Consider the following 22,285-nt stretch of genomic DNA (forward strand, 5'->3'; position numbering starts at 1 on the left):
GGGGCGTCGTCCCGCCCGTCACTGGCGCTCCGGTTGCCTCACGAGGTTGGACGCCGGCGGCTGACGGCGACGCCCGGCGCGGGGCAGGTCCGCGGTGTCCGGCGCCTCGAAGCCGGGGCGGTGCACGCCGCCGCGCACGCCGCGGGAGGACAGCTGCATGACGAAGGCCAGCACCCGGGCGACGGCGGTGAACAGCTGCGCCGGCACCTCCTGGCCGAGCTCGCAGCTGGCGTGCAGCGCGCGGGCCAGCGGGATGTCCTGGACCATCGGCACGCCGGCCTCCCGGGCCCGCTCGCGCAGCTTGGTCGCGATCTCGTCGGCCCCCTTGGCCACGACCCGCGGCGCGCCCTTCTGCGGCTCGTACTTCAGCGCGACGGCGACGTGCGTCGGGTTGATGAGCAGGACGTCGGCCTCGGCGACCTCGGCCATCATCCGGTTGCGCGACATGGCCAGCTGGGTGGCCCGGCGTGAGGCCTTCATGTGCGGGTCGCCCTCGGCCTGCTTGTACTCCTGCTCGATCTCGTAGCGGCTCATCTTGAGCTTCTGCATGGTCTGGTGCCGGACGACCAGGTAGTCGGCCAGCGCGATGACCAGGCCGGTGAGGCCGACCACGCGGAACATGAGCACCGCCGAGTCGGCGCACACCCGGGTGATCTCCGACAGCGGCAGCGAGCCGGAGGCGGAGACCAGCGTCTGGGCGTTGTCCGACGTCGTGTAGATGACCACGCCGATGGCGGCGGTCTTGATGACCGCCTTGATCGCCTCCCAGGCACCGTGCGTGCCGAACATCCGCTTCAGGCCCGGCAGCGGGTTGAACTTGCCCAGCGTGGGCTTGAGGCCCTTCCCGGACAGGACCACGCCGCCCTGGGCCACGGAGGCCACGGTGCCGACCAGCATCATGCCCAGGGCCAGTGGCAGCACCGCGGCGAGGAAGACGCCCAGCGCCTGCCCCAGGAGCACCGAGAGCTGGGCCGGATCGGGGCGCTCGACCACCGTGCCCACGTGCAGGAACAGCTCCTGGACGGAGGTGAACGCGTTGCCCACGAGCATCGGCAGCAGGAAGCTCGCCGCCGCGGCACCGACCCAGGTGCCCAGCTCCTGGGTCCGCGGGATCTGCCCGTCCTTGCGGGCCTGCTTGAGCTTCTTCGGTGTCGGCTTCTCTGTCTTCTCACCGCCCGGTCCGTCCTTGGCCATCTCACCCGCTCCGGAAGGCGGTCATCGCCTGGACAGCGGTGTCCATCAGCGCGTCGAGGGCGGGCGGCAGCAGGGGGAAGGTCAGGCCCAGCAGGGCCAGGGTGATCATGATCTTGACCGGGAAGCCGATCGCGAAGACGTTGAGCGCCGGCGCCGCGCGGGTGAGCAGGGCCAGGGCGATGTCGGCGAGCAGCAGGACGGCCACCATCGGGCCGGCGATCTGCAGCGCCGCCAGGAACATCATCGAGAACGCCGTCACCAGGGCCGACCCGATCTGGTCGGTGGGGATCGACCCGCCGACCGGGACGCCCTGGTAGGAGGTGACGAACCCGCGCACCAGCATCAGGTGCCCGTTGCTGGTGAACAGCAGCGTGATGGCCAGCAGGTAGTGCAGCTTGCCGATCGCCGAGTGGCTGGTCATCGACAGCGGGTCGAAGGCCGGCTGGAGGGAGAACCCGCCGGCCAGGTCGATGATGTCGCCGGCCATCTGGACGGCGGTGAACAGCACCTGGACGACGAGGCCCAGCGCCGCCCCGATGATCGCCTCGGTGAGCGCCGCGACGATCAGGAACCCCGCCGTGACCTCCGGGATCTGCCCGCTGAGCTGGGGGAAGACGACCAGGGAGAAGGCCAGGGACAGGGCGCCCTTGACCGCGGCCGGGATCCCGGGGGAGTTGAACGGTGGCGCCATGATGATGAACCCCGCGGCCCGCACGGTGGCCAGAAGGAGCGCGGCCAGGGTGACGGAGGGGACCTGGAGGTCCACCGCGGCTCAGCCCTTGCCGAGCAACCGGGGGAGGGACTCGAAGAGGTGGTTGGTGAAGGACACCAGCTCCGAGAGCACCCAGTTGCCGGTGACGACCATGGCGATGGCGACGGCGATCATCTTCGGGACGAAGGAGAGGGTCTGCTCCTGGATCTGGGTCGCTGCCTGGAACAGCGAGATCATGAAGCCGACCAGCAGGGCGGTGAGCAGGATGGGGGCGGCCACCTTGGCCGCCACGATCATCGTCTGGGTAGCGATCTCGGTGACGTCTGCGTCAGACATGTGGAACCCCGCCTCACCCGTACGAGCCGACGAGCGCCGTCGTGATCAACGACCAGCCGTCGACGACGACGAACAGCAGCAACTTGAAGGGCAGGGCGACCACCGTGGGCGGCACCATCATCATGCCCATGGACATCAGCGCGGCGCTGACCAGCATGTCCAGCACCAGGAACGGGATGAAGACGACCAGCCCGATGATGAACGCCGACTTCAGCTCCGACAGCACGAACGCCGGGACCAGGGTCAGCATGCTCACCGCCTCGGCGTCGGCCGGCTTCTCCTCGCCGGAGAGCCCGATCATCAGCTCGAGCTCCTCGCCGCGGGTGTTGGCCAGCAGGAACGTCTTCAGCGGCGCGACGCCGGCGTCGTAGGCCTGCGTGGCGGTCACCGCGCCGTTCAGGTAGGGCTGGACGGCGACGTCGTTGACGTCGCCGAACACCGGGCCCATCACGAAGATCGTGAGGAACAGGGCGATGCCGGTGAGCACCTGGTTGGGCGGTGCGGTCGCCAGGCCCAGCGCGTTGCGGGTCAGCGACAGCACCACGATCATCTTGGTGAACGAGGTGACCAGCAGCAGCGCGGACGGCGCGATGGACAGCACCGTGATCGCCAGGATCAGCGTGACCGCGGTGCTCGGGCTGTTGCCGCCGACGGAGATGTCCACGCCGCCGTTGTCGACGACCGGGGCGATCGGCGCGGTCGGCTCGACCGGTGCGGTCGGGGCGGCTGCGGCCGGTCCGGCCAGCGCCACCAGGGCGACCAGCGCGACGACCGCTCCGGCCAGCGCGACGGCCAGCAGCAGCCACGGGCGCCGGGGTCGGAGGGCGAGGGTCATGACCGGCGGACCGTCCGCTCCCGCAGCTCCTGGACGGCCGACGTCCAGGTGCCCCGGTCGAGGACCGACCCGGCGAGCGCACCGGAGCCGGTGCGGGCCGCGAGGCCTGCCCGGAGGCCGGGCCCCTCCGCCGCCGAGCCGGGCAGCGCGGCGCCGCCCTGCGCGGCGAGCGCGGCGTCCAGGTCCTCGCCCTCGACCTCGGTGAGCAGGGTGACGGTGTCGTCGGTGGTGCCGACGACCAGCACCCGGCCGGCGACCCGGAGGACGGACACGCTGCTCGTCCGGCCCATGCGCTGGCGGGCGACGACCTCGATCAGACCGCTGCCCTGACCCAGCCCGCGCTTCTTCGCCAGGTGGGTGGCCAGCAGCAGCACGCCGGCGACGAACGCCAGGGACAGCACCAGGCGGATGACCATCCACGTCATGACTCGACTCCGCCTCCGTTCCGCTCCTCGGTCGCTGGCGCTCCCTGCGATGCTCGCTGCGCCGTCGTCTTCGCGGTCATGGCGTGGACCTCCCCGGGTCCCCGGCGTCGGTGACGATCTCGCTGATCCGCAGCCCGAAGTCCTCGTCGACGACGACGATCTCGCCGCGGGCGATCAGCGTGCCGTTGACCAGCAGGTCGGCCGGCGCACCGGCGGCGCGGTCGAGCTCGACCACCTCACCGGGGTGGAGCGAGAGCAGCTCGGACACCGTCATCCGGGTGCGGCCGATCTCCACGGTGACCTCCATGGCCACGTTGCGGAGCAGGTCCAGGCTGCCCCGGCGCTCGCGCACCTGCGGCAGCGTCACCTGGAGCGCGAGGGTGGCCGACACCTCGCCGTGGGCGGCGAGCGGAACGGCGAGGAAGACGCCCTTGTCCCGCAGCCCGTCCAGGGCCGAGAGGACGTCCTCCACCCGCTCGGCGGCGACGCGGACCCGGCCGAGCGCCGCGGCGGCCGCCTCCAGGGCCGGGCGCAGCGCGGTGGCGACGTCCATCGGCCCCACGGGTGAGCCGGTCAGCGCCGCGACGATCTCCGCGGACAGGACCAGCACGATGTCGCCGCTGACCTCCCCGCCGAGAGCAGCGGTGACCGCGGCGCCCGGCTCGGCCGGCAGCGGAACGGCGTCCGGGTCGCTGACCGGTGCCCCGGCCCGCAGGTCGAGCGAGGCGGGCAGCGCGGCCGCCGCGGCCTGGGCGGCCGCGGCGACTGCGGTGGCGATGGTCTCGGAGTCCGACGAGGAGTCGGTGCCGAAGGCGGTGGTCATCAGTGGTCCTTTCCGCCGGTCGCGGTGTGGGGGACGATCTCGGCGGCCAGGCGGCGCCGGTGGTTGCTCGGGAGGGCGTGCGCGAACGTGACGTCGTTCGTGGTGACCTGCAGCGGGTTGTCCTGGGCGTGCCGCAGCAGCAGCACGTCCCCGACGGCCAGGGACAGCAGGTCACCCGAGGGCACCTCGAGCGGGTTGAACCGGACGCTCACGTCCACCGGGACGTCGCCCAGCCGCTCGGTCAGCGCCTCGTGGGCCCGCTGCCGCTTGTGCCGCGCGGACTCCGACAGCTGCGGGGACGCGGCGTTGTCGAGGGCGGCGGCGAACGACGTGAAGGGGAGCACGAGCGTCGCGTCGGGCTCCCGGGAGCCGATCCGCATGCCGAACGTCGCCACCATGACCGTCTCCGAGCCGGAGGCGGCCTGGGCCAGCTGCGGGTTGTACTCGACGCCGTCCAGGACCGGCTGCAGCGGCGTGATGGCCGCGAACGCCTCGGCCAGCTCGCCGAGGAGCCGCTCGATCAGGTGCCCGGTGAGGGCGGACTCCATCCCGGTCAGCGGCCGGTTGGGCTGCTCGTCGCCCCCGGAGCCGCCCAGCATGTGGTCGACCATCGCCATCGCGGAGTCCAGCGGATAGGCCAGGACGCCCTTGCCGGGGAGCGGCTCGAGGGTGAAGACCGCCAGGAAGTACGAGGACGGCAGGGTGGCGATGTAGTCGTCGTAGGAGAACTGCTCGATGCCGACCAGCTCCATCCGGGCGCCGGTGCGCAGGAAGGAGGTCAGCGTGGTGGTCGCCTGGCGGGCGAAGGACTCCTGGGCGATCTGCAGGATGCGGACGTGCTCGCGGGAGAGCTTGGTCGGCCGGCGGAAGTCGTAGGTGCGCGGTTCACGTCGCCGGCTCCGCCCCTGCCCGTCGGGGATCCGGGGGCTGGGCGGCGCCTCGGCCACGGTGTCGGACAGGCTCACGCATGTCCTCATCGGCGGGCGGTGGACCGACCCTGACCGGAGAGCGGACCAGCCGGCGCCGCGGAGTGCGGCACCGGCTGGTCCGGGGGTGGCTCGGGGGAGCGGAGGTTACGGCCCCTTGCAGGGACCCAGGACGAGCGTGCGGGTGCTGGGGGCAAGGGGGTCCTATTGCTACTGGGTGACGTACTCCGTGTAGTAGATCTCGTACACGTCCCCGTGGTAGGCCTCGATGATCGCCTGCTCCAGGGTCGCCTTCATCGCCTCGCGGTTGTTCTGCACGTCGGGCAGCGCCGCGCCGGAGAACTGGGCGATGGCGATGTCGAGGGCCTTGGAGCCGTCCGGCGTCGCCCCGCCACCGTGGCCGCCGCCGCCGGCGGCCTCGTCGTAGGCGAGGGAGAACTGCAGCGCCATGCCCAGCTTGAGGTAGCTGCCCCCGGCCAGGTTGATGGCCACCGGCTCGACCTCCAGGACGACGCTGCCGGCCTCGGGCACGACCTCCGCCTCGGCCTCGCCGCTGCCGCTGAAGAGGAAGAAGTACGCTCCCGCGCCGATGGCCAGCACGGCCACCAGGGCGATGATCAGCAGCTTCGCCTTGCCGCCGCCGCCTGCCTCCTCGCCGTCGTCGACCGGCTCGGGCTTCTTCTTCTTGCTGCTCATGGGTGGCTCCCCTCGGAGGCGGTGCTGTCGGTGGTGGTGCCGCCGGCGGCGGCGGTGGCGGCCCGGGCAGCGGACTGCACGGCGGCCTCGATGCCCGGTAGCAGGACGTTGGCCTCGGCGGAGGCGGTGGACAGGAGGATCACGTCGACCCGGCGGTTGACCGTCACGTAGCCGGGGTCGGTGTCCGGCACGAGTGGCCGGGTGCTGCCGTAGCCGGCCGCCGACATCCGGCCCTCGGCGACGCCGTCGACCTCGGACAGGTGCCGGAGCACGGTGGTCGCGCGGACCGCCGACAGCTCCCAGTTCGACGGCCACGGGCCGCCGGGGGTGACCGGCAGCGAGTTGGCGTGGCCCTCCACCCGGATCTGGTTGGGCAGCGTGTCCAGGGTCCGCGCCATCGCGTCCAGCACCACCGCCCCCTGCGGCTGCAGCGCGGCCGACTCGGGGGCGAAGAGCACCGGGTCGGAGACCACGTGGACCACCAGGCCGCGCTCGTCGATGACGAACTGGGCGGCAGCCGGCTGCCCGACCGCGGCCAGCGCCGCCGAGAGCGCGTCCCGGGCCTGCGCCAGCTGGTCGTAGGCGCCGCGCGCCTCGGCGGCGGTCCGCCGGGCGTCCTGGGCGGCGGCCGCCTCCGCGGCGGCCTTCTCCGCGTCGGTCTGCTCGGTGCCGTCGATGGCGGCCTCCTCGGCGACCTGCACCGGCTTGAGCGGGCTGTCGTTCTCGGTCGGCGCGTCGATGGCCGCACCGTCGTTGAGGATGGTGACCGGGGCGCCGGCTCCCTCGCGGGCGCCGTCGGCGAAGGCGGTGAACTTGGCCATGTCGATCGAGCTCATCGCGTAGAGCACCACGAACAGCACGAACAGCAGCGTCATCATGTCGAAGCCGGACACCAGCCACCGTTCGTGGTTCTCGTGCTCCTCGTGCTCCTCGTGCTTCTTCGCCCGGCGCTTGCCCCCGCCGTGGCCGGCGCTCTTGCTCATGCCGCCTCGCGCTCCTGCTCACTGGGCGGCACCAGGGAGGTGAGCTTCTGCCGCACGGTCCGCGGGCTGGTGCCCGCCTGGATCTCGGCGATGCCCTCGACGAGCAGCTCCATCTGCGCGGCCTGCAGCGCGCTGACGTGGGTGATCTTGGCCCCCATCGGCAGGAACCAGAAGTTGGCGGCCATGACGCCCCACAGCGTGGCGATGAACGCGGCGGAGACCATCGGGCCCAGCGCCTCGGGGTTGCTGAGGTTCCCCATCACGTTCATCAGGCCGACGATGCAGCCCAGGATGCCGATGGTCGGCGCGTAGCCGCCCATGTTGTTCATGAACTTGGCGGCGACCTTGTCCTCGGCCTTCTTGGCCGCGATCTCGCTCTCCAGGACGGCGCGGAGGTCCTCCGGGTCGGTGCCGTCGATGCTCATCTGCAGGCCGCGCCGGAGGAACAGGTCGTCGACCTTCTTGACCTCGGCCTCGAGGGCGAGCAGGCCTTCCTTGCGGGCCTTCTCGGCCAGGCCGACCAGGATCTGGATGTTCTCGGTGGGCGGCGGGACCTTGGCCGGGAGCACGGCCATCTTGAACCACGCCGGGATCTTCTTGAGGTCGTTCATCGTCTGGCTGGCCGCCGCCGCACCGAAGGTGGCGACGACGACGAGGACGATCGCCGGGAGGAAGATCAGCGAGGTCGGGTCGGCGCCCTCGAGGACCATGAAGACGACCAGGGCGACGAGGGAGATGACGAACCCGATCAGGGTGGCGGGATCCATGGGTCAGCGCTCTTCTCGGCTCGGGAAGGGCACGACCGAGGAGTCCTCGGGGCCCTGCGGGGAAGGGGCGGTGGCCGGCCGGTACGCGCCCCGGTCCATCTGGAAGGCAACCGCCTGGATTCCGGCGCGGTAGTCGCGGACCTCGCGGATCACCTCGTCGACGCTCTCGGTGACGACGTACTTCGTGTCGTCGACGAGCGTGAGGACGGTGTCGGGGTGGCCCTCCACGCGCTGGATCAGGTCGGCGTTGAGCACGAAGTGCTCGCCGTTGAGGCGCGTCAGACGGATCACGGGTGTCTCCAGGGTCAAGGGGCGGCGGTCGCCGGTGCGGGGTGTCGTCGCAGCCGCACTGGTGTCATCGGCGTGGACGGACACCTGCTTGAGCCGAACGGCCCGGTCTCCCCGACGGGGGGACCGGGCCGTTCGGGCTGGTCAGGGTCGAGCGGGCGATCAGCGCTTCAGCTGGACGAGGTCCTGCAGGACCTCGTCGGAGGCGGTGATCACCCGGCTGTTCGCCTGGAAGCCACGCTGGGCGATGATCAGGCTGGTGAACTCCTCGGAGAGGTCCACGTTGCTCATCTCCACCGCGCCGGCGGCGAGCGTGCCGGCCCCGCCGGTGCCGGCGGCGCTGATGGACACGACACCGGAGTTGTTGCCCGGCCGGAAGGAGGAGCTGCCGGCCTTCTCCAGCCCGCTGGGGTTGGCGAAGGTGGCCAGCGCCAGCTTGCCGACGTCCTGCCGCAGGCTGTTGGAGTAGACGCCGACGACGGTGCCGTCCGCGCTCAGCGAGAACGACTGCAGGGTGCCGGTGGCGTAGCCGTCGGTGGGCGTGGCCTTCACCGCGCTGTCGGCGCCGAACTGGGTGATCTTGGAGAAGTCCAGGGTGATCGGGCCGGGCCAGCTCGCGTCCATCGGCGCGTTGGGCGTGACGTCGAGGACGGCCGCGGCCGGGTCGTCGACCTCGCCGGTGGCCGGGTCGAACGCGATGGTGGCGTCCGGCGTCAGGACGGCGTCCCCGTTCTCGTCCGTGAGGGCGACCGTCCACTCGTTGTCGGTGGCCGTCTTGGTGAACGTCGCGGTGATCTGGTGCGCGTTGCCCAGCGCGTCGTACATCGTGATCGGGGTCTCGATGCCCTCGGTGGCCGCCGTGCCGCTGGAGAGGTTGCCGGTGAACCCGCCGGTGGCGGAGGCCTTGGGCGGCATCACCGCGCCGTAGGGCACCGTGAGGTCGCCGGTCGGGCCGTTGGAGTCGATCACGCCGCCCTTGGCCATCCAGCCCTGCAGGATGGCGCCGTCGGGGGTGACCAGCCGGCCCTGGCCGTCGAAGTCGAACGAGCCGGCGCGGGTGTAGAGCTGCTCGTTGCCGGACTGGGTGACGAAGAAGCCGTCGCCGCTGATCAGGAAGTCGGTCGAGCGGCCGGTGCTCTGGGTGGAGCCCTGGGTCCAGTTGGTCGTGATGCCGGCCAGCTGGACGCCCAGCCCGACCTGGGCCGGGTTGGTGCCACCGGTGCCCTGCGTCGGCGCGGAGCCGTTGCTCAGCACCTGGGACAGGGTGTCCTGGAAGACGGTCTGGCTGGACTTGTAGCCGACCGTGTTCACGTTGGCGATGTTGTTGCCGACGACGTCCAGCTTGGTCTGGTGGGTCTTCAGGCCGGAGATCGCGGAGAACATGGAACGCAGCATGGGAGTGCTCCTCGGGCGAGGCGGAGGGTCAGGTGGCGGGGACGGCGGTCAGTCGGCGGCCGGCAGCGACACCTCGGACAGGCGGCCGAGCGCGATCTCGACGCCGTCGACGACCGCCTTCGACTCCGCCTTGCTGTCGCCGCTGATCTTCACCGAGCTGACGGTGCCGGTCTTCGTGGAGCCGTCGGTGTCGGTGTAGGAGACGGTGTGCCCGACCAGCGCGCCGGCGCTCAGCGACCGCTGGAGGGTGAGCGCCTGCGTGTTCTGGTCGGCGATCTCGTTCAGGCTCTGCACCTGCGCTAGGGTGGCCGTCTGGGCCATGAACTCGCTGCTGCTCGTCGGGTTGCTCGGGTCCTGGTACTTCAGCTGGGCGACGAGCAGCTGCAAGAAGGTCTCGGAGTCGAACCCGTTCTTGCTGATCTGCGTGGTGGCCGTGCTGGTGGCCACGATGGGACTGCCGCTGATCGCGTCGGTCATCCTGGGACCTCCCTCTCAGACGCGGACGTCCACGCCGCGTGACGTGGACGGGTCGGCGGCGCGGACGGGGGTGCCCGCACCGTTCTGGTCGTCGTCCCGGACCCAGCCGGAGCCGTCGGCCGGCGGCCGGCCGGACTGGCCCTGCGAGCCGCCGCGCGGGTCGGGGAGCTGCTGCTGGCCGGCGCGCGTCCAGCTCGCGTCGTCGCCGGCGTCGGTGCCGACCTCGAGGCGGTTCAGCGACAGGCCGGCGGTCTCGAGCTCGCGGCGCAGGTCGGGCAGCGCCTCGAGCAGGGCCTGGCGGCCGTGCTCGTGCGCGCCGAGCAGGGTCAGGTCGAGCGTCCCGTCGGTGATCGTGGCCTGGATCGAGACCGGGCCCAGCTCGTCGGGCGTGATGACCAGGGTCATGGTCTGCGTGCCGTCGGGCGCCTCGGTCAGCACGGCGAGCTGGCGGCCCAGCTGGGTGGCGACCGGCGGGTCCGCGTCGGCGGACGGCGGGGCGGCCGGTGTGCCCGCGGTCGCCGTCGCGGGGGCCGGGGCGGCGGGGACGCCGAAGGCGGCGAGCGGCTCGGCGTCGGGTGCGGTCTGCTCCGGAGCCGCCGCACCGGCGGGGTACCCGCTGCCGTCGTCGGCACCGGTGTCCGCGGCACCGCCGGCCGGGCTGCCGGCGGCGGGGAGCGACAGGCCGGCCGGTCCGCTGACCACCGCGTCGGCGGCGGGGGTCGCCGGCCCGGCCGGAGCGCCGGGGGCGGTACCCGACGGCAACGTGCCGGCGAGGGCAGCGGCCGCGGGGACGGGATGGGGGACCGGGGCGCCGGCGCCGGGCGCGGCGGCGCCCGACGGCGCGGGGGCCACCGGTTCCCCGGCGGCCGGGGCGGCCGCGGGGAGGAGGTCCGGCGCCACGGCCGCCGGGGCGACGGCGTCCGGAGCGGTGCCCGGTGAGGCGGTGCCCGGTGAGGCGGTGCCCGATGAGGCGGTGCCCGATGAGGCGGTGCCAGGCGCGGCGGTGACCGGTGAGGCGACGACCGGTGCGGACGACGCCGGCGCCGCGGACAGCAGCATCCACGGCGGCGGGGCGAGGACGGCGACCGGGGTCCCCCCGGCGTCCTGGCCGGGAACGACGTCCTCCTCGGTGCTGCCTTCTGCCGCCGGGCCGGACTGCTGCCCGCCGGAGGTGAGCGCGTCGTCGAGGACGCTGGCGAAGGCCGGGGAACCGCCGCCGGGAGCCGTCGACCCGGCCGGCCCCGCGGCCGCGGGGACCGCAGGCAGGGCGGGCAGGACTGTCGGTGCCGTCATGACCAGGCCCCCGCGGCGGTCGTCACCTTCTGGACGAAGGACCGGGTCTCGCCGTAGGGCGGGATCCCGCCGGAGCGGGACACCGTGCCGGGGCCCGCGTTGTACGCCGCCAGCGCCAGCTCCGTGGAGCCGAACTGCTGGGTCAGGTCCTTCAGGTACCGGGCCGCCCCGTCGATCGAGGAGGCCGGGTCGCCGGTGTCCACGCCGAGGCTGCGGGCCGTCGCTGGCATGAACTGCATGAGGCCGCGCGCGCCGGCCGGCGAGACCGCGGCGCTGTCGAAGCCGGACTCGGTCTTCGCCACGGCCGCCAGGAGCGCGGGGGAGACGCCGTGCTTGGCGCCGGCCTGCTGGAAGAGGTCGGCGTAGGGGACGCCGGCCAGGCTGGCCGCGCCGCTGGGGGCGGTGGTGGCCGCGGGGGCGGCGGCCGCGTCCGGCAGCACCCGGCGGATCACCGACGGGTTGCCGACGGACTGCACCTTCACCACCTCGCCCGCCTGCGGGGCGGCGATCATCTGGCCGTTGCCGATGTAGATGCCGACGTGGTCGATGCCGCCGCGGGAGGCGGAGTTGTCGAAGAAGACGAGGTCGCCGGGCCGCGCCTCGTCCAGCGAGGCGACCGCCCGGCCGGCGGTGGCCTGCTGGGAGGAGGTGCGCGGCAGGCTGATGCCCAGGTCGCTGTACACCCGCTGGACCAGCCCGGAGCAGTCCAGGCCGGTGCTCGGGTCGGTGCCGCCCCACGCGTAGGGGACGCCCAGGTACTTGCTCGCCGCCTGCACCACGGCGGACCCGCCGGCGCTGCCCGCGGCGCCGGGGACGGCGGTGCCACCGGTGCCGGTCAGCCCGGCGGCGGCCGCCGCGCTGGCCCACTGGGCACCCGAGGAGGCGACCGGGGTCGCGGAGAAGCGGGCCTGGATCTCACCGATCCGGCTGTACACCGCGCTCAGCCCGTCCACGTCGCCCCCTCCTCCCCGTCCTGCGGTCGCCGGCCGTGCCGACCGGTGACCAGGTCGTCGACCGTGCGCGCCTCGGCCGTCTCCGCCGCCGCCCGCAGCGCGTCGAGGTGCCGCTCGCGCAGCCGCTCGAGCCCCTTGGTGCGCTGGGCCGCGGCGGTCCAGCGGGCGCGGACCGCCTCGGCCTGCTCGCTCCGCGCGCGGGCGATCGCCCGCGCCTCTGACACATCGGCAGCCGCGGTGGCCGATGCGACCATCGCGGCGACGAACGCGGCACCGGAGGCGGCGCGGGGGACCGACCGGGTGCTGAGCGCCTCGGCGTCCTGCGCGGCCCGCTCGGCCGCCGCGGCGGCGTCCCGGGCGGCCGCGGCCGCGGCCAGGGACGCCGCGCGCTCCTCGGTCCGCCGCAGCCGCAGCACCGGCTCGAGCCGGAAGGCCGGCTGCTTCACGCGCCGGTCACCAGCCCGTGCAGGCGGGCCCACGCCTCGGCCGGCGGCGTGGAGTCGTCGGTGGACTGGCGCAGGAACGCGTCGATGTGCGGGGTGAGCCGGCGGGCCCGGTCGACCAGCGGGTCGGTGCCGTCCTGGTAGGCGCCGATCTCGATGAGCTCGCGGACGTCCCGCAGCGCGCCGAGCATCCGGCGCAGCTCCCGGGCGTCGGTCATCTGCGGCGCCGGGGTGACCGCGGTCGCGACCCGGGAGATCGACTCCAGGACGTCGATCGCCGGGAAGTGGCCGGCGGTGGCGAGCTTGCGGGTGAGCACCACGTGCCCGTCGAGGATGGAGCGGGCGGTGTCGGCGATCGGCTCGTTGTGGTCGTCGCCGTCCACGAGGACGGTGTAGAGGCCGGTGATCGACCCGGTGGTCGCCGTCCCGGCCTTCTCCAGCAGCTTCGGCAGCATCGCGAAGACGCTGGGCGGGTAGCCGCGGGTGGCCGGCGGCTCGCCGGCGGACAACCCGACCTCGCGCTGGGCCATCGCCGTCCGGGTGATCGAGTCCATCATCAGCAGCACGTCGCGGCCCTGGTCGCGGAAGCCCTCGGCGATCCGGGTGGCCACGAAGGCGGCCTTCAGGCGGACCAGCGGCGGCTGGTCGGAGGTGGCGACGACGACCACCGAGTTGGCCAGGCCCTCCGGGCCGAGGTCCTCCTCGATGAACTCGCGGACCTCGCGGCCACGCTCACCGATCAGCCCGATCACCCGGATGTCGGCGTCGGTGCCGCGGGTGATCTGCGACAGCAGCGTCGACTTGCCCACGCCGGAGCCGGCGAAGATGCCCATCCGCTGCCCGCGGCCGACCGGGGCGAGGGTGTCCAGGGCGCGCACGCCGGTGGCCAGCGGCCGGTCGACCCGGGCGCGGCGCAGCGCGTTGGGGGTCTCGCTGGTCAGGTCGACCCAGGAGACGAGGGAGCCCAGCGGCGGTCCGCCGTCCAGCGGCCGGCCCAGGCCGTCGAGCACCCGGCCGAGCAGCGCCTCGCCGACGGGCACCTGCAGCGGCCGGCCGGTGGGCCGGACCGGGGCGCCGGACCGGATGCCGGAGAGGTCGCCGAGCGGCATGCAGGTCAGCCGCTCCCGCTGGACGGCGACCACCTCGGCGAGCAGGCCGCGCGGACCGGGGGAGATCTCCACCAGGTCGCCGACGGCGGCGGAGACGCCCTCCGCGGTCAGGGTCAGCCCCATCGCGCCGGTGACGACGCCGGTGACCACCGGCCGGGCGGCGGCCCGGGCGCGGTCGAGCAGCCCGCCGGTATCCAGGACGTCGGCGAGGGCGCTCACGAGCGGAGCACCGCCAGGACGCGCTCGAGGGCGCTGCTCAGCTGGGCGTCGACCCGGGTGGTGCCGGCCTCGGCGACCGCTCCGGCCCGCTCCACGCCCGGGTCGCCGAGCACCGTGACGGAGGCGGGCAGCTGGGCCAGCGCGTCCGGCGGGACCTCGGTGAGGTCGTCGGGGTGCAGCCGGACCAGGACCGGGACGTCGGTGGGGGCGAGGGTGAGCGCACGGCGGAGGGCGTCGAGCCCCGGGGCCGACGCCATCGCGAGCTCCCGGCCCAGCAGCTCGCCGACCAACGTGGTCACCGCGTCCAGGACGCCGTCGCGCAGGTCGTCGAGCACCGGTGCCGCGACGCCGTCCAGCCGCTCGGCGGCGGCCGCCATCGCGGCGGTCGCGGAGGCCAGCCGGCGCTCCCACCGGGCCTGGACGGCGGCCAGGCGTTCCTCGGCGGCGTGCTCGGCGGCGGCGACCACCTGCTCGGCGGCCACCAGGCCCTCGGCGTGCCCGGCGGCCCAGCCCTCGCGGCGGGCCTCCTCACGCAGCCGGGCCAGCTGCTCGGCGTAGACCTCGCCCAGCCGCAGGCCGGTGCGGGTGCTCGGGGTGACGTCGACGTCCGCGCTCTCCGGCAGCACCCACGACCGGGCCTGCGGGCGCGGCTCGTCGACCCGTGCGGTCGTCGCCGACCGGGTGGCGGCGGCGGTCACCGCCGCGGTCACCGCCGCCGTGACGGCGGGCGCGGCGGCGGGCTCGGCGGGAGGCGTGGTGGGTGGGGGCGTGGGGGCCGGGCGGTCGCTGCGGCGACGTCCCCAGGCGGCCGGGTCGCCGACCCGCTGGTACGGGACGGCGTCGGCCGCGGAGGTCCCGCGCAGCAGCAGAGACTCACGCGAGCCGGCGCTCGCAGCGATGCTCCCGGTGGCCCCGTCCAGGGGCCGATCGAGGGGGGGACGGGGTCCTTTCTCAGGCGACGAAGTCATCCTCACCACCCCGCGAGATGGTCAGGACGCCCTGCTCCTCCAGCGTTCGGATGACGGCGACGATCTTGGCCTGCGACTCCTCGACCGTGCGCTGGCGGACGGGGCCCATGAGCTCCATCTCCTCGAGCAGGTTCTCGCCGGCCCGCTCGGAGAGGTTGCGGACGACCTTGTCCCGGACGTCCTGCCGGACGCCCTTGAGGGCGGTGGCCAGGTCGTTGGCCTCGATCTCGCGGAGCACCAGCTGCAGGGAGCGGTCGTCGATGGTGACGATGTCCTCGAACACGAACATCTGCGAGCGGATCCGCTCGGCCAGCTCGGGGTCGCTCTTGTCCAGCCACTCCAGGATCGACCGCTCGGTGGGCCGGGCGGAGCGGTTGATGATCTCGACCAGGGTCTCCACCCCACCGACGGTGGACATGTCCTGGTAGGCGAGCAGCGAGCCCATGCGCCGGCCGAGCTCCTCCTCGACCATCCGGACCATCTCCGGGGAGGTGCGGTCCATGACGGCGATCCGGTAGGCGACGTCGGCCTGCTGGTCGGGCGGGAAGCCGGAGAGCACCTCGGCCGACTGCGGTGCCGGGAGGTGGGCCAGCACCAGCGCGATGACCTGCGGGTGCTCGTCCTTGAGGAAGGTGACCAGCTGCCGGACGTCGCTGTTGCGCAGCGAGGCGAAGGGCAGCTCGGTGTAGACGACGTTGAGCCGGGACAGGATGCCGTCGGCCTTCTCCTCGCCCAGCCCCGCGGCGAGCACCTCACGGGCGAACTCCAGACCGCCGGTGCCGACGAACTGGCGCGCCTGCATGAGGTGGTGGAACTCGTTGAGCACCTCGTCGACGTCGCCGGCCCCGACGCCCTGGAGGCGCATCAGCTCCCCGGTCAGCTTCTCCACCTCGGAGGGCCGCAGCTCGGCGAGCACCGCGCCGGCCTCCTCCTTGGACAGCTGGGCCAGGAAGAGGGCGGCCTTGCGGAGCCCGGGCATCTCCCTGCGCGGCGCGACCGGTGCCGCGCCGGCGACTGCCGGGGGCCTGCCGATCATCTGTTCCACGCTGGCGATGCTCACTGCTCACTCTCCCTGTGCTCGGGCGCCGTCGGCGCCGCTCTCTTCATCGGCAGTCCGGTCGCCGGACGGGGCGGTCCGGGCACGGCGGACGGGTGCGCAGACGCCGCGGGGGCGCCGCACCCACAGGTGCGGCGCCCCGGGACCGGAGCTCACTTCGCGTCGGCGAACCAGCCGCGGAGCATGGTCGCGACCTCGTCGGGCCGCTCGCTGACCATCTCGGAGATCTCGCCGCGGACCCGCTCCCGCTGGGCGGCGGCCAGCTGCGCGGCGCGGTCGTCGAGGGACGGGTCGCGGACGCTCTCGACCTGGATCGGCTCGAAGTCGAGCTCGTCGTCCAGCTCCTCGTACTCCTCGCGGTCGCGCCGCGAGCGCAGCCACACGACCAGCACGAGCAGGGCGATGCCCAGCGCGATGCCGCCGGTCTTGACCATCGACCACATCCGGGCGGTGGCCTCCGCCTCCTCGGCGGCCGCCAGGTCGGCGGCCGCCGCGTCGGCGGCGGTGGTGTCGAACGCCATCGACGCGACGGTGATCGCGTCCCCGCGGGCGGCGTCCAGGCCGACGGCGTTGCCGACCAGGTCCTGCACCGTGTTGACGTCGACGCCGCCGACGTTGGCGTTGTCCATGACCACCGAGACGGTCAGCCGGTCGACCGTGCCGACCGCGCCCTCGGTGGTGGTGACGGTCTTGTCGACGGCGTTGTTGGAGGTGGTGGACTGCTTGTCGTACGCGTTGTCCCCGCCGCCGGCGGCGACGTCCTCGGCCCCGAGGACGCCGCCGACCGCGGCGCCGGTGCCGGTGTAGCTCTCCACGGTGGTCGACTCCGAGAGCGCCGGGGTGTCGTCGTTGTAGTCGTAGGTCTCCGACGTCGTGTTCGTCTTGTCGAAGTCCAGGTCGGCGCGGACGGACACCTTGGCGTTCCCCGGGCCGGCGATGGTGTCCAGGATCGTCTGGGCGTTGGCCGCGAGCCGGGCCTCGTAGTCCTGCTCGGCCTGGGACTTCGCGTCCCCGGCGGCGGCGGTGATGCCCTCGCCGGCGGCGGAGAGCACCGCGCCGCTGGAGTCCGCGACCGTCACCTGCTCGGGGGTCATGCCCTCCACGCTGGAGGAAACCAGGTTCGTCACCGCCTGCACCTGCTCGCCGCTGAGCGAGGCGCCGGGCTTGAGGTCGAGCAGCACCGACGCCGTCGGCTCGGCCTCGTCGGTGGCGAAGACGTCCTCCTGCGGGATGGCCAGGTGCACGACGGCGGAGCGGACGCCCTCGAGCGCCTCCAGGGTGTTGGCCAGCTCGCCCTCCAGAGCCCGCTGGTAGGTGACCTGCTGCTGGAACTCGCTGGTGGTGATGCCCTGCTCGTCGAGCAGCGAGTACCCGGTGTCCTCGCCGGCGGGCAGGCCCTGGCCGCTCATGCTGAGCCGCAGGTCGTACACCTGCTCGTGCGAGACCATGATCGTCTGGCCGCCGTCGGCCAGCTCGTAGCTGGCGCCCTCGGCGTCGAGCTGCTCGACGATCGCCGAGGCGTCGGCCGAGGACAGGTTGCTGAACAGCGGCGACAGCGTCGGCGCGGTGATCCAGCGGTAGAAGAAGATGCCGCCCAGGGCCAGCCCGACGACCAGGAGGCCGATGACGATCTTCTGGCCGACGTTGATCGTCGACCACAGGGAGCGGACCCGGTCGAGCGGGCCGGCGAGGGCGGCGGGCATCAGACGTTCATCCTCATGATCTCGGTGAAGGCGGCGACCGCGGAGTTCTTCAGGGTCACCACGGTGTCGGTGGCCAGCCGGGCCTCAGCGCTGGCGATCATGTAGTCGTGCACGTCGTCCAGGTCGCCGGTGGCGGCCTGGGCGGCGAGGGAGTCGGCCGTGGCCTGGGTGCTGTTGAGCTCGTCGACGGCCCCGGTCAGCACCGACGCGAAGTCGGTGCCGGACGAAGGGGCCGCCGGCGTGGTCCCGGCCAGGCCCGAGGCGGCGCCCAGTCCCTGGATCCCGGACAGGGCGGAGGAGATGCCGCTGATCGGCGAGGTCATGGTCAGCCCTTCCCGAGCTGCAGCGCCGCCTGGTAGGCGTCGGTGGCGCGTTCGATCGAGGCCAGGTTCGCCTGGTAGCTGCGCTGGGCCATGATCAACTGGGTCATCTGGTCGCCGAGGTCGATGTCCGGGTAGCGGACGTAGCCGTCGGCGTCGGCGAGGGGGTCGTCCGGCTCGTGGACGAGCCGGCCCTCCGCGGGGCCGAACTCGGCGCCGGCCACCCGGACGCCACCCTGGCCGGAGCCGTAGTCGGCCGCCTCGACCACGATCATCCGCTCCTGGAAGGCGCTCTGATCGGTCGAGGTGGCGGTGTTGATGTTGGTGATGTTGTCCGAGACCGCGTCCATCCACTTGCGGTTGGCGTAGAGCCCGGACCCGGCGATGCGGAACGAGTCGAAGGTGCTCATGTCACGACGTCCGCAGGGCCGAGCGCAGCACGTCGTACTTGCCGTTGAGCGCGTTCAGCGCCAACTGGTAGCGCAGCCCGGTCTCGGTGGCGATGGTGACCTCGGCGTCGAGGTTGACGTTGTTGCCGTTGGTGCGGGTCGGGTCCATGGACTGCCGGACGGCGCCGTCGCCGACCGTCGCGGACTGGCCGCTGGCCAGCTCGCTGCGCAGGGTGGACTCGAAGTCGACCCGGCCGGCCAGGTAGCCGGGCGTGTCGATGTTGGCGATGTTGTCGGCGGTGACCTCCTGACGCTGCTGCAGTCCGCTGAGGGCGGCGTGCAGCGCCGTCATGGTCGTGTCGGTGATCACCGGGCGCTCGTGGGTGAGCGTCGGGGCACAGGTACCTCCGGGAACGACGGGACGCACCCCCAGGGAGGTCCTGAGGGTGGAGTCCGCCGATCCGTGGCGGTGTGGTGCGCTCCGTGCCCCTCCGGTCTCGGCAGCCCTGGGAACGAACGTGACCACGTGCGCCCGATCGGGCGCACGTGGTCACGTGGTGTCGCAGGAGCGGGCTACGCCGGCGGAGCCTGCAGGGCGGCGAGGATCTGCCTCTGCAGCTCGACGGTCTCGACCGCGGCGCGGGCGCCGGCGAGCATGGTGGTCTTCTCCTGGGCCAGGGCGTCCCAGGTGTAGGACTCGACCCAGATCTCGCGCAGCTCGGCCCGGGCGTTCCTGATCTCGGCGTCGCTGCCGAGGCCGATGAAACCGCCCAGGCCGGTGTGGATCGCCGGGGCGCGCTTGATCCTGCCGTCGGCGGACGAGGCGGCGGTGATGAGGACGGCCATGTCGAACTCCTTGATCTCCTCGATGGGGGTGGGGACACCGGCCCGGATCTGCCGGGCCCGCTCGACGATCCGGGGGATCTGCGCCACCCGGGCGTTGCCGGGGCAGACCTTGCCGGTGGCGTTGCTCCACCGCACGCCGCCGTCCACCAGCCACGGCTCGATGCCCTGGCGGTGGTAGCCGACGCCGCGGTGCTCGCGCCGCGTGTTCGGGATGAGCTGCAGGGGGATGCCGACCGTGCGGCACGTCCAGGTCGACGGGCAACCGGCGTGCGCCGCGGGCGACGACTCCCAGGCGAGGATCCTGGCGTCGGCCTCGATCTGGGCCTCGGTGAACGGCGGCACCTGCGAGCCGTCGCCGATGTCCCAGTTCGGGAACGGCGCACCACGGTCGGCGTTCTCGACGCTGATGACGTACGAGTTGCCGTTGAGGTTGGCGTCGGCCTGGTGGGCCGTGTCCTGCCACTGGCGGATCTCGCCGGAGCCGCCGGTGCCGTAGTGCGACTCGGTGCCGAGGTAGCCGGCGCCGTTCCCGGTCGTGAAGTAGGAGTCGGTGCCCTCCAGGCTGCCGACCATCGTGTGGATGCAGATCACGTCGTGGGCGGTCATCCGGGGCTGGCTCGACCAGTTGCCGGCCAGCGGGTCCCAGACTGCGCCCGGCATGCGCGCCATGCGTTCCTCCCGTGCGGCCGGCGGTGCCCGGGATGGCGCAGGTCGGTCGACCCGTCCTCCGGCTGCACCGGGACCATCGGGCAGACCCGCGGCGGACCTGAGCGACTCCACCCGACCGTGGCGCGGGGTTACGTCGTCCGGGTGGTCACCCTGTGACCGGTATCACACGGCGTCACCGGCGCTGGATCACGACCGAGGGGGAGGGGACGTCGTCAGAGTCCGCGGTCGATGAAGGAGGCGACCGGCCGGGAGGGTCCGTAGTGCATCCGTGCGGCGACGTCGCGCTGCTTGCGGGACTGCGTGATCCGCTCGACCAGCTCCTCGGCCACCGCCAGCTGGTGCTGGAGCAGCCGGGCCGCGCGTTCGCGCAGGTCGTCGGGGAGCGGACCGAGGTTGGACGGCGGGATCCAGTCGGTGGACCGCCGCCCCCAGGCGGCGATCTCCTCGGCGCGGTCGCGGGCGAGGGTCTGCTCGGCGGCGAGCACGTCGCCCTCCAGCGCGTCGAGCGCGCCGTCCCAGGCGCGGTTCGGCGTCGGGTCGGAGTGCCGGCGCCGGTCGCCGGTCATGCGGTGCCCGCCGCCAGGGACGCGGCAGCCCCACGCCAGGCCTCCCGCAGGGGCTCGACGATCCGCCGGCAGTCACCGACGCGGCGCAGGTCGCCCTTGATGTTGGCCTGGATGAGCTCGGTCAGCAGCCAGTCGTAGAGGGCGGCCAACCGGGGCGCGCCGTCCCAGAGCTCGACCTTCAGGCTGGCGCGCAGCTCGATGACGATCTCCTGGGCGTGCTTGAGCTGCTCGTCGGCACCGGGGCGGTCGCCCGCGGTCAGCGCGGACTCGGCGCGCTCGAGGTCGAGGGCGAGCCGGTCGTAGAGCATCACGAGCAGCTGCTGCGGCGACGCAGTCGCGATCGAGTTGCCGAGGTAGCGGGCGCGGAGTGAAGCGGTCATCGGGAGGGTCTCCTGGGAGGGGAAGCCGGACGGGGAGCTCGACGACTCAGGAATCTGAGGACCAGCTGGGCAGCGACTTGAGCTGCGAGCTGAGCCACGTCGACTGGCTCTGCAGTGTGCCGAGCGCGGTCTCGAGGGCGGTGTACTGGGCGTTCAGGGTCGCCCTCCGTGAGGTCAGCCGGAGGTCCCACGCGTCGATCTGGTCCTGCAGGTCGTCCACGCGGGTGTCCTGCCCCTTGGCGAGGCTGGTGATGCTGCCGCTGACCGAGTCGCTGGCGCGCAGGGCCAGCTGCTGCAGCCGGGCGGCGACACCGTCGGTCACCAGGGTGTCGTCCCCGGTGCCGGCGATCAGGTCGGTGCCGGCGGCGAGCTCGCCCCCGAAGACCGTCTTCAGGAGGGCCGGGTTGGCCTCCAGCTTGGACTGGAAGACGCCGGCGTCGAACTTCAGCGTGCCGGTGCTGGTGAGCTGCAGCCCGAGGGAACCGGCCGAGCCGGAGGTGCCCACCGCGCTGGAGACCGACGTGAGGACGTCGCCGGCCAGCTTGGTGAGCGACCAGTTGCCCTTCAGGGGGGCGTTGGGGTTGGCTGTCCCGTCGGTGAGGTTGTCGATGGTCGAGAGCACGTTGTTGGCCGCGGTCACCAGGGCCTGCACCGCTGAGACGGCGGCGCTGGTGTCACTGCCCACCGTGATCGTGGCCGAGGACGTCGTCGAGCCGACGGTGAAGCTGGTGCCGTCCAGGACCCGGCTGAACGTGTTCGTCGCGGACGTCACCGAGTACGCGCCGGCGCTGCCGCTGCCCACGGTGATCTGGGCGTCCTGGGCCGCCGCGAGCGCGGTGAAGCCGCCGCCGGTCATGGTGGCCGGGCTGAGGGAGAAGCCGCCTGCCACCCCGGTGGCCGTGGCGGTGAGCTGCAGCCGGTAACCGGCCCCCGTGTTGACGGCGGTGGCGGTCACGCCGGCGTCGGCCTTGTTGATGGCGGAGACGGCCTCGGCCAGGCTCACCGTTCCGTCGCTGTTGCCGTCGGTCAGGGTGATGTCCTTGGCGACGCCGCCCTTGGTGACCGTGAACGGCGAGCCGAGGCCGAAGGCGTCGTTGCTGGTGGTCCAGTTCTGGCCGCTGACCATGGACTGCGCGGTGGCCAGCCGGTCGACGGCGAAGGTGAGGGAGCCGGGCGCCGCGCCGGTGACGGCGCTCGCGGTCACGGCACTGGTGGAGCTCGTGGCCTTGGCGGCGGTCCAGGCGGCGGCCGCGGTGACGGCCTTCGCGGCGCTGGCCAGGGCCGCCATGTTCGTGTTGACCTGGCGGAGCGCGGACGCCTGGCCCTGCGCGGCGGCCAACCGGTTCTTGAGCAGGTTCTGCGGCTGCGCCTCGATCTGCATCAGCTGGTTGACCAAGGACTTGTAGTCGGTCCCGGAGGCGAGGCCGACGCTCACGCTCATGCCGCTCATGGAGCTGCGTTTCCTCTCTCGACGGGGGATGGTCGTGCACGCACTGAGGGGGGAGGCCGGGGC

At 73.1% G+C, this 22,285-nt stretch carries 27 protein-coding genes; all 27 read right to left on the reverse strand.

Going from position 1 to position 22,285, the window contains the following annotated elements; genetic code table 11:
• Nucleotides 1–18: 18 nt before the first annotated feature.
• Nucleotides 19–1,194 (reverse strand): flagellar biosynthesis protein FlhB, encoded by a 1,176-nt coding sequence (locus HL189_RS01020; protein WP_369131835.1) that lies wholly within the window; start codon nt 1,192–1,194, stop codon nt 19–21.
• A 1-nt stretch (nt 1,195) separates the two neighbouring features.
• Nucleotides 1,196–1,960 (reverse strand): flagellar biosynthetic protein FliR, encoded by a 765-nt coding sequence (gene fliR, locus HL189_RS01025; RefSeq protein ID WP_369131836.1) that lies wholly within the window; start codon nt 1,958–1,960, stop codon nt 1,196–1,198.
• A 6-nt stretch (nt 1,961–1,966) separates the two neighbouring features.
• Nucleotides 1,967–2,242, reverse strand: coding sequence for a flagellar biosynthesis protein FliQ (gene fliQ / locus HL189_RS01030; RefSeq protein WP_222265427.1), 276 nt, complete (start codon nt 2,240–2,242; stop codon nt 1,967–1,969).
• Between the two features lie 13 nt (nt 2,243–2,255).
• Entirely contained in the window at nt 2,256–3,077 is an 822-nt protein-coding gene (gene fliP / locus HL189_RS01035) for a flagellar type III secretion system pore protein FliP (RefSeq protein WP_369131837.1), read from the reverse strand.
• On the reverse strand, nt 3,074–3,502 hold the full coding sequence (locus HL189_RS01040; RefSeq protein ID WP_369131838.1) for a flagellar biosynthetic protein FliO: 429 nt from the start codon (nt 3,500–3,502) through the stop codon (nt 3,074–3,076). The genes fliP and HL189_RS01040 overlap by 4 nt, the downstream gene beginning before the upstream one ends.
• A gap of 76 nt (nt 3,503–3,578) precedes the next feature.
• Nucleotides 3,579–4,325 (reverse strand): flagellar motor switch protein FliN, encoded by a 747-nt coding sequence (gene fliN / locus HL189_RS01045; protein WP_369131839.1) that lies wholly within the window; start codon nt 4,323–4,325, stop codon nt 3,579–3,581.
• Nucleotides 4,325–5,290: a flagellar motor switch protein FliM gene (locus HL189_RS01050; protein ID WP_369131840.1), complete on the reverse strand. Its 966-nt coding sequence runs from the start codon at nt 5,288–5,290 to the stop codon at nt 4,325–4,327. The genes fliN and HL189_RS01050 overlap by 1 nt, the downstream gene beginning before the upstream one ends.
• A 171-nt stretch (nt 5,291–5,461) precedes the next feature.
• Nucleotides 5,462–5,947, reverse strand: a complete 486-nt coding sequence (gene fliL / locus HL189_RS01055) for a flagellar basal body-associated protein FliL (protein ID WP_369131841.1) — start codon at nt 5,945–5,947, stop codon at nt 5,462–5,464.
• Nucleotides 5,944–6,930, reverse strand: coding sequence for a flagellar motor protein MotB (locus tag HL189_RS01060; RefSeq protein ID WP_369131842.1), 987 nt, complete (start codon nt 6,928–6,930; stop codon nt 5,944–5,946). The genes fliL and HL189_RS01060 overlap by 4 nt, the downstream gene beginning before the upstream one ends.
• Nucleotides 6,927–7,697, reverse strand: a complete 771-nt coding sequence (locus HL189_RS01065; RefSeq protein ID WP_369131843.1) for a motility protein A — start codon at nt 7,695–7,697, stop codon at nt 6,927–6,929. Before HL189_RS01065 ends, HL189_RS01060 begins: the two co-directional genes overlap by 4 nt.
• Before the next feature lie 3 nt (nt 7,698–7,700).
• A complete protein-coding gene (locus HL189_RS01070; RefSeq protein WP_369131844.1) occupies nt 7,701–7,988 on the reverse strand; it encodes a flagellar FlbD family protein in 288 nt (95 codons plus the stop codon).
• A 159-nt stretch (nt 7,989–8,147) separates the two neighbouring features.
• Complete coding sequence (locus HL189_RS01075) at nt 8,148–9,380, reverse strand: flagellar hook protein FlgE (RefSeq protein ID WP_369131845.1); 1,233 nt, start codon at nt 9,378–9,380, stop codon at nt 8,148–8,150.
• A gap of 48 nt (nt 9,381–9,428) precedes the next feature.
• Nucleotides 9,429–9,857, reverse strand: coding sequence for a flagellar hook assembly protein FlgD (locus HL189_RS01080; RefSeq protein ID WP_369131846.1), 429 nt, complete (start codon nt 9,855–9,857; stop codon nt 9,429–9,431).
• Nucleotides 9,858–9,872: 15 nt separating this feature from the next.
• Entirely contained in the window at nt 9,873–11,150 is a 1,278-nt protein-coding gene (locus HL189_RS01085) for a flagellar hook-length control protein FliK (RefSeq protein WP_369131847.1), read from the reverse strand.
• Complete coding sequence (locus HL189_RS01090) at nt 11,147–12,103, reverse strand: NlpC/P60 family protein (protein WP_369131848.1); 957 nt, start codon at nt 12,101–12,103, stop codon at nt 11,147–11,149. The genes HL189_RS01085 and HL189_RS01090 overlap by 4 nt, the downstream gene beginning before the upstream one ends.
• Nucleotides 12,091–12,549, reverse strand: coding sequence for a flagellar export protein FliJ (locus tag HL189_RS01095; protein WP_369131849.1), 459 nt, complete (start codon nt 12,547–12,549; stop codon nt 12,091–12,093). Before HL189_RS01095 ends, HL189_RS01090 begins: the two co-directional genes overlap by 13 nt.
• Nucleotides 12,546–13,874, reverse strand: a complete 1,329-nt coding sequence (locus HL189_RS01100; protein WP_369131850.1) for a FliI/YscN family ATPase — start codon at nt 13,872–13,874, stop codon at nt 12,546–12,548. Before HL189_RS01100 ends, HL189_RS01095 begins: the two co-directional genes overlap by 4 nt.
• Nucleotides 13,871–14,842 carry a FliH/SctL family protein gene (locus tag HL189_RS01105; RefSeq protein ID WP_369131851.1) on the reverse strand — a complete coding sequence of 324 codons (972 nt, stop codon included), beginning with the start codon at nt 14,840–14,842 and terminating at the stop codon, nt 13,871–13,873. The genes HL189_RS01100 and HL189_RS01105 overlap by 4 nt, the downstream gene beginning before the upstream one ends.
• On the reverse strand, nt 14,826–15,878 hold the full coding sequence (fliG, locus tag HL189_RS01110; protein ID WP_369132185.1) for a flagellar motor switch protein FliG: 1,053 nt from the start codon (nt 15,876–15,878) through the stop codon (nt 14,826–14,828). The genes HL189_RS01105 and fliG overlap by 17 nt, the downstream gene beginning before the upstream one ends.
• Before the next feature lie 173 nt (nt 15,879–16,051).
• Entirely contained in the window at nt 16,052–17,602 is a 1,551-nt protein-coding gene (gene fliF, locus HL189_RS01115; RefSeq protein ID WP_369131852.1) for a flagellar basal-body MS-ring/collar protein FliF, read from the reverse strand.
• Nucleotides 17,602–17,925 (reverse strand): flagellar hook-basal body complex protein FliE, encoded by a 324-nt coding sequence (gene fliE, locus HL189_RS01120; protein WP_369131853.1) that lies wholly within the window; start codon nt 17,923–17,925, stop codon nt 17,602–17,604. Before fliE ends, fliF begins: the two co-directional genes overlap by 1 nt.
• 2 nt (nt 17,926–17,927) lie before the next feature.
• Nucleotides 17,928–18,332, reverse strand: a complete 405-nt coding sequence (locus tag HL189_RS01125; RefSeq protein ID WP_369131854.1) for a flagellar basal body rod protein FlgC — start codon at nt 18,330–18,332, stop codon at nt 17,928–17,930.
• A gap of 1 nt (nt 18,333) precedes the next feature.
• On the reverse strand, nt 18,334–18,681 hold the full coding sequence (gene flgB / locus HL189_RS01130; RefSeq protein WP_369131855.1) for a flagellar basal body rod protein FlgB: 348 nt from the start codon (nt 18,679–18,681) through the stop codon (nt 18,334–18,336).
• A gap of 203 nt (nt 18,682–18,884) precedes the next feature.
• A complete protein-coding gene (locus tag HL189_RS01135) occupies nt 18,885–19,826 on the reverse strand; it encodes an N-acetylmuramoyl-L-alanine amidase (RefSeq protein ID WP_369131856.1) in 942 nt (313 codons plus the stop codon).
• Nucleotides 19,827–20,038: 212 nt separating this feature from the next.
• Entirely contained in the window at nt 20,039–20,392 is a 354-nt protein-coding gene (locus tag HL189_RS01140; protein ID WP_369131857.1) for a hypothetical protein, read from the reverse strand.
• Nucleotides 20,389–20,772 (reverse strand): flagellar export chaperone FliS, encoded by a 384-nt coding sequence (fliS, locus tag HL189_RS01145; protein WP_369131858.1) that lies wholly within the window; start codon nt 20,770–20,772, stop codon nt 20,389–20,391. The genes HL189_RS01140 and fliS overlap by 4 nt, the downstream gene beginning before the upstream one ends.
• Nucleotides 20,773–20,818: 46 nt before the next feature.
• Nucleotides 20,819–22,222, reverse strand: coding sequence for a flagellar filament capping protein FliD (gene fliD, locus HL189_RS01150; protein WP_369131859.1), 1,404 nt, complete (start codon nt 22,220–22,222; stop codon nt 20,819–20,821).
• Between the last annotated feature and the right edge of the window lie 63 nt (nt 22,223–22,285).

This window comes from Modestobacter sp. I12A-02662, from assembly GCF_041028325.1.
GTDB lineage: Bacteria > Actinomycetota > Actinomycetes > Mycobacteriales > Geodermatophilaceae > Modestobacter.

What these genes read in the sequence shown, in the direction of transcription:
- HL189_RS01020 (WP_369131835.1), bottom strand. Translation starts at nt 1,194, where the DNA reads ATGGCCAAGGACGGACCGGGCGGTGAGAAGACAGAGAAGCCGACACCG.
- fliQ (WP_222265427.1), bottom strand. Translation starts at nt 2,242, where the DNA reads ATGTCTGACGCAGACGTCACCGAGATCGCTACCCAGACGATGATCGTG.
- fliP (WP_369131837.1), bottom strand. Translation starts at nt 3,077, where the DNA reads ATGACCCTCGCCCTCCGACCCCGGCGCCCGTGGCTGCTGCTGGCCGTC.
- HL189_RS01040 (WP_369131838.1), bottom strand. Translation starts at nt 3,502, where the DNA reads ATGACGTGGATGGTCATCCGCCTGGTGCTGTCCCTGGCGTTCGTCGCC.
- fliN (WP_369131839.1), bottom strand. Translation starts at nt 4,325, where the DNA reads ATGACCACCGCCTTCGGCACCGACTCCTCGTCGGACTCCGAGACCATC.
- fliL (WP_369131841.1), bottom strand. Translation starts at nt 5,947, where the DNA reads ATGAGCAGCAAGAAGAAGAAGCCCGAGCCGGTCGACGACGGCGAGGAG.
- HL189_RS01060 (WP_369131842.1), bottom strand. Translation starts at nt 6,930, where the DNA reads ATGAGCAAGAGCGCCGGCCACGGCGGGGGCAAGCGCCGGGCGAAGAAG.
- HL189_RS01065 (WP_369131843.1), bottom strand. Translation starts at nt 7,697, where the DNA reads ATGGATCCCGCCACCCTGATCGGGTTCGTCATCTCCCTCGTCGCCCTG.
- HL189_RS01075 (WP_369131845.1), bottom strand. Translation starts at nt 9,380, where the DNA reads ATGCTGCGTTCCATGTTCTCCGCGATCTCCGGCCTGAAGACCCACCAG.
- HL189_RS01080 (WP_369131846.1), bottom strand. Translation starts at nt 9,857, where the DNA reads ATGACCGACGCGATCAGCGGCAGTCCCATCGTGGCCACCAGCACGGCC.
- HL189_RS01085 (WP_369131847.1), bottom strand. Translation starts at nt 11,150, where the DNA reads ATGACGGCACCGACAGTCCTGCCCGCCCTGCCTGCGGTCCCCGCGGCC.
- HL189_RS01105 (WP_369131851.1), bottom strand. Translation starts at nt 14,842, where the DNA reads ATGACTTCGTCGCCTGAGAAAGGACCCCGTCCCCCCCTCGATCGGCCC.
- fliG (WP_369132185.1), bottom strand. Translation starts at nt 15,878, where the DNA reads ATGATCGGCAGGCCCCCGGCAGTCGCCGGCGCGGCACCGGTCGCGCCG.
- fliF (WP_369131852.1), bottom strand. Translation starts at nt 17,602, where the DNA reads ATGCCCGCCGCCCTCGCCGGCCCGCTCGACCGGGTCCGCTCCCTGTGG.
- fliE (WP_369131853.1), bottom strand. Translation starts at nt 17,925, where the DNA reads ATGACCTCGCCGATCAGCGGCATCTCCTCCGCCCTGTCCGGGATCCAG.
- HL189_RS01125 (WP_369131854.1), bottom strand. Translation starts at nt 18,332, where the DNA reads ATGAGCACCTTCGACTCGTTCCGCATCGCCGGGTCCGGGCTCTACGCC.
- HL189_RS01135 (WP_369131856.1), bottom strand. Translation starts at nt 19,826, where the DNA reads ATGGCGCGCATGCCGGGCGCAGTCTGGGACCCGCTGGCCGGCAACTGG.
- HL189_RS01140 (WP_369131857.1), bottom strand. Translation starts at nt 20,392, where the DNA reads ATGACCGGCGACCGGCGCCGGCACTCCGACCCGACGCCGAACCGCGCC.
- fliS (WP_369131858.1), bottom strand. Translation starts at nt 20,772, where the DNA reads ATGACCGCTTCACTCCGCGCCCGCTACCTCGGCAACTCGATCGCGACT.
- fliD (WP_369131859.1), bottom strand. Translation starts at nt 22,222, where the DNA reads ATGAGCGGCATGAGCGTGAGCGTCGGCCTCGCCTCCGGGACCGACTAC.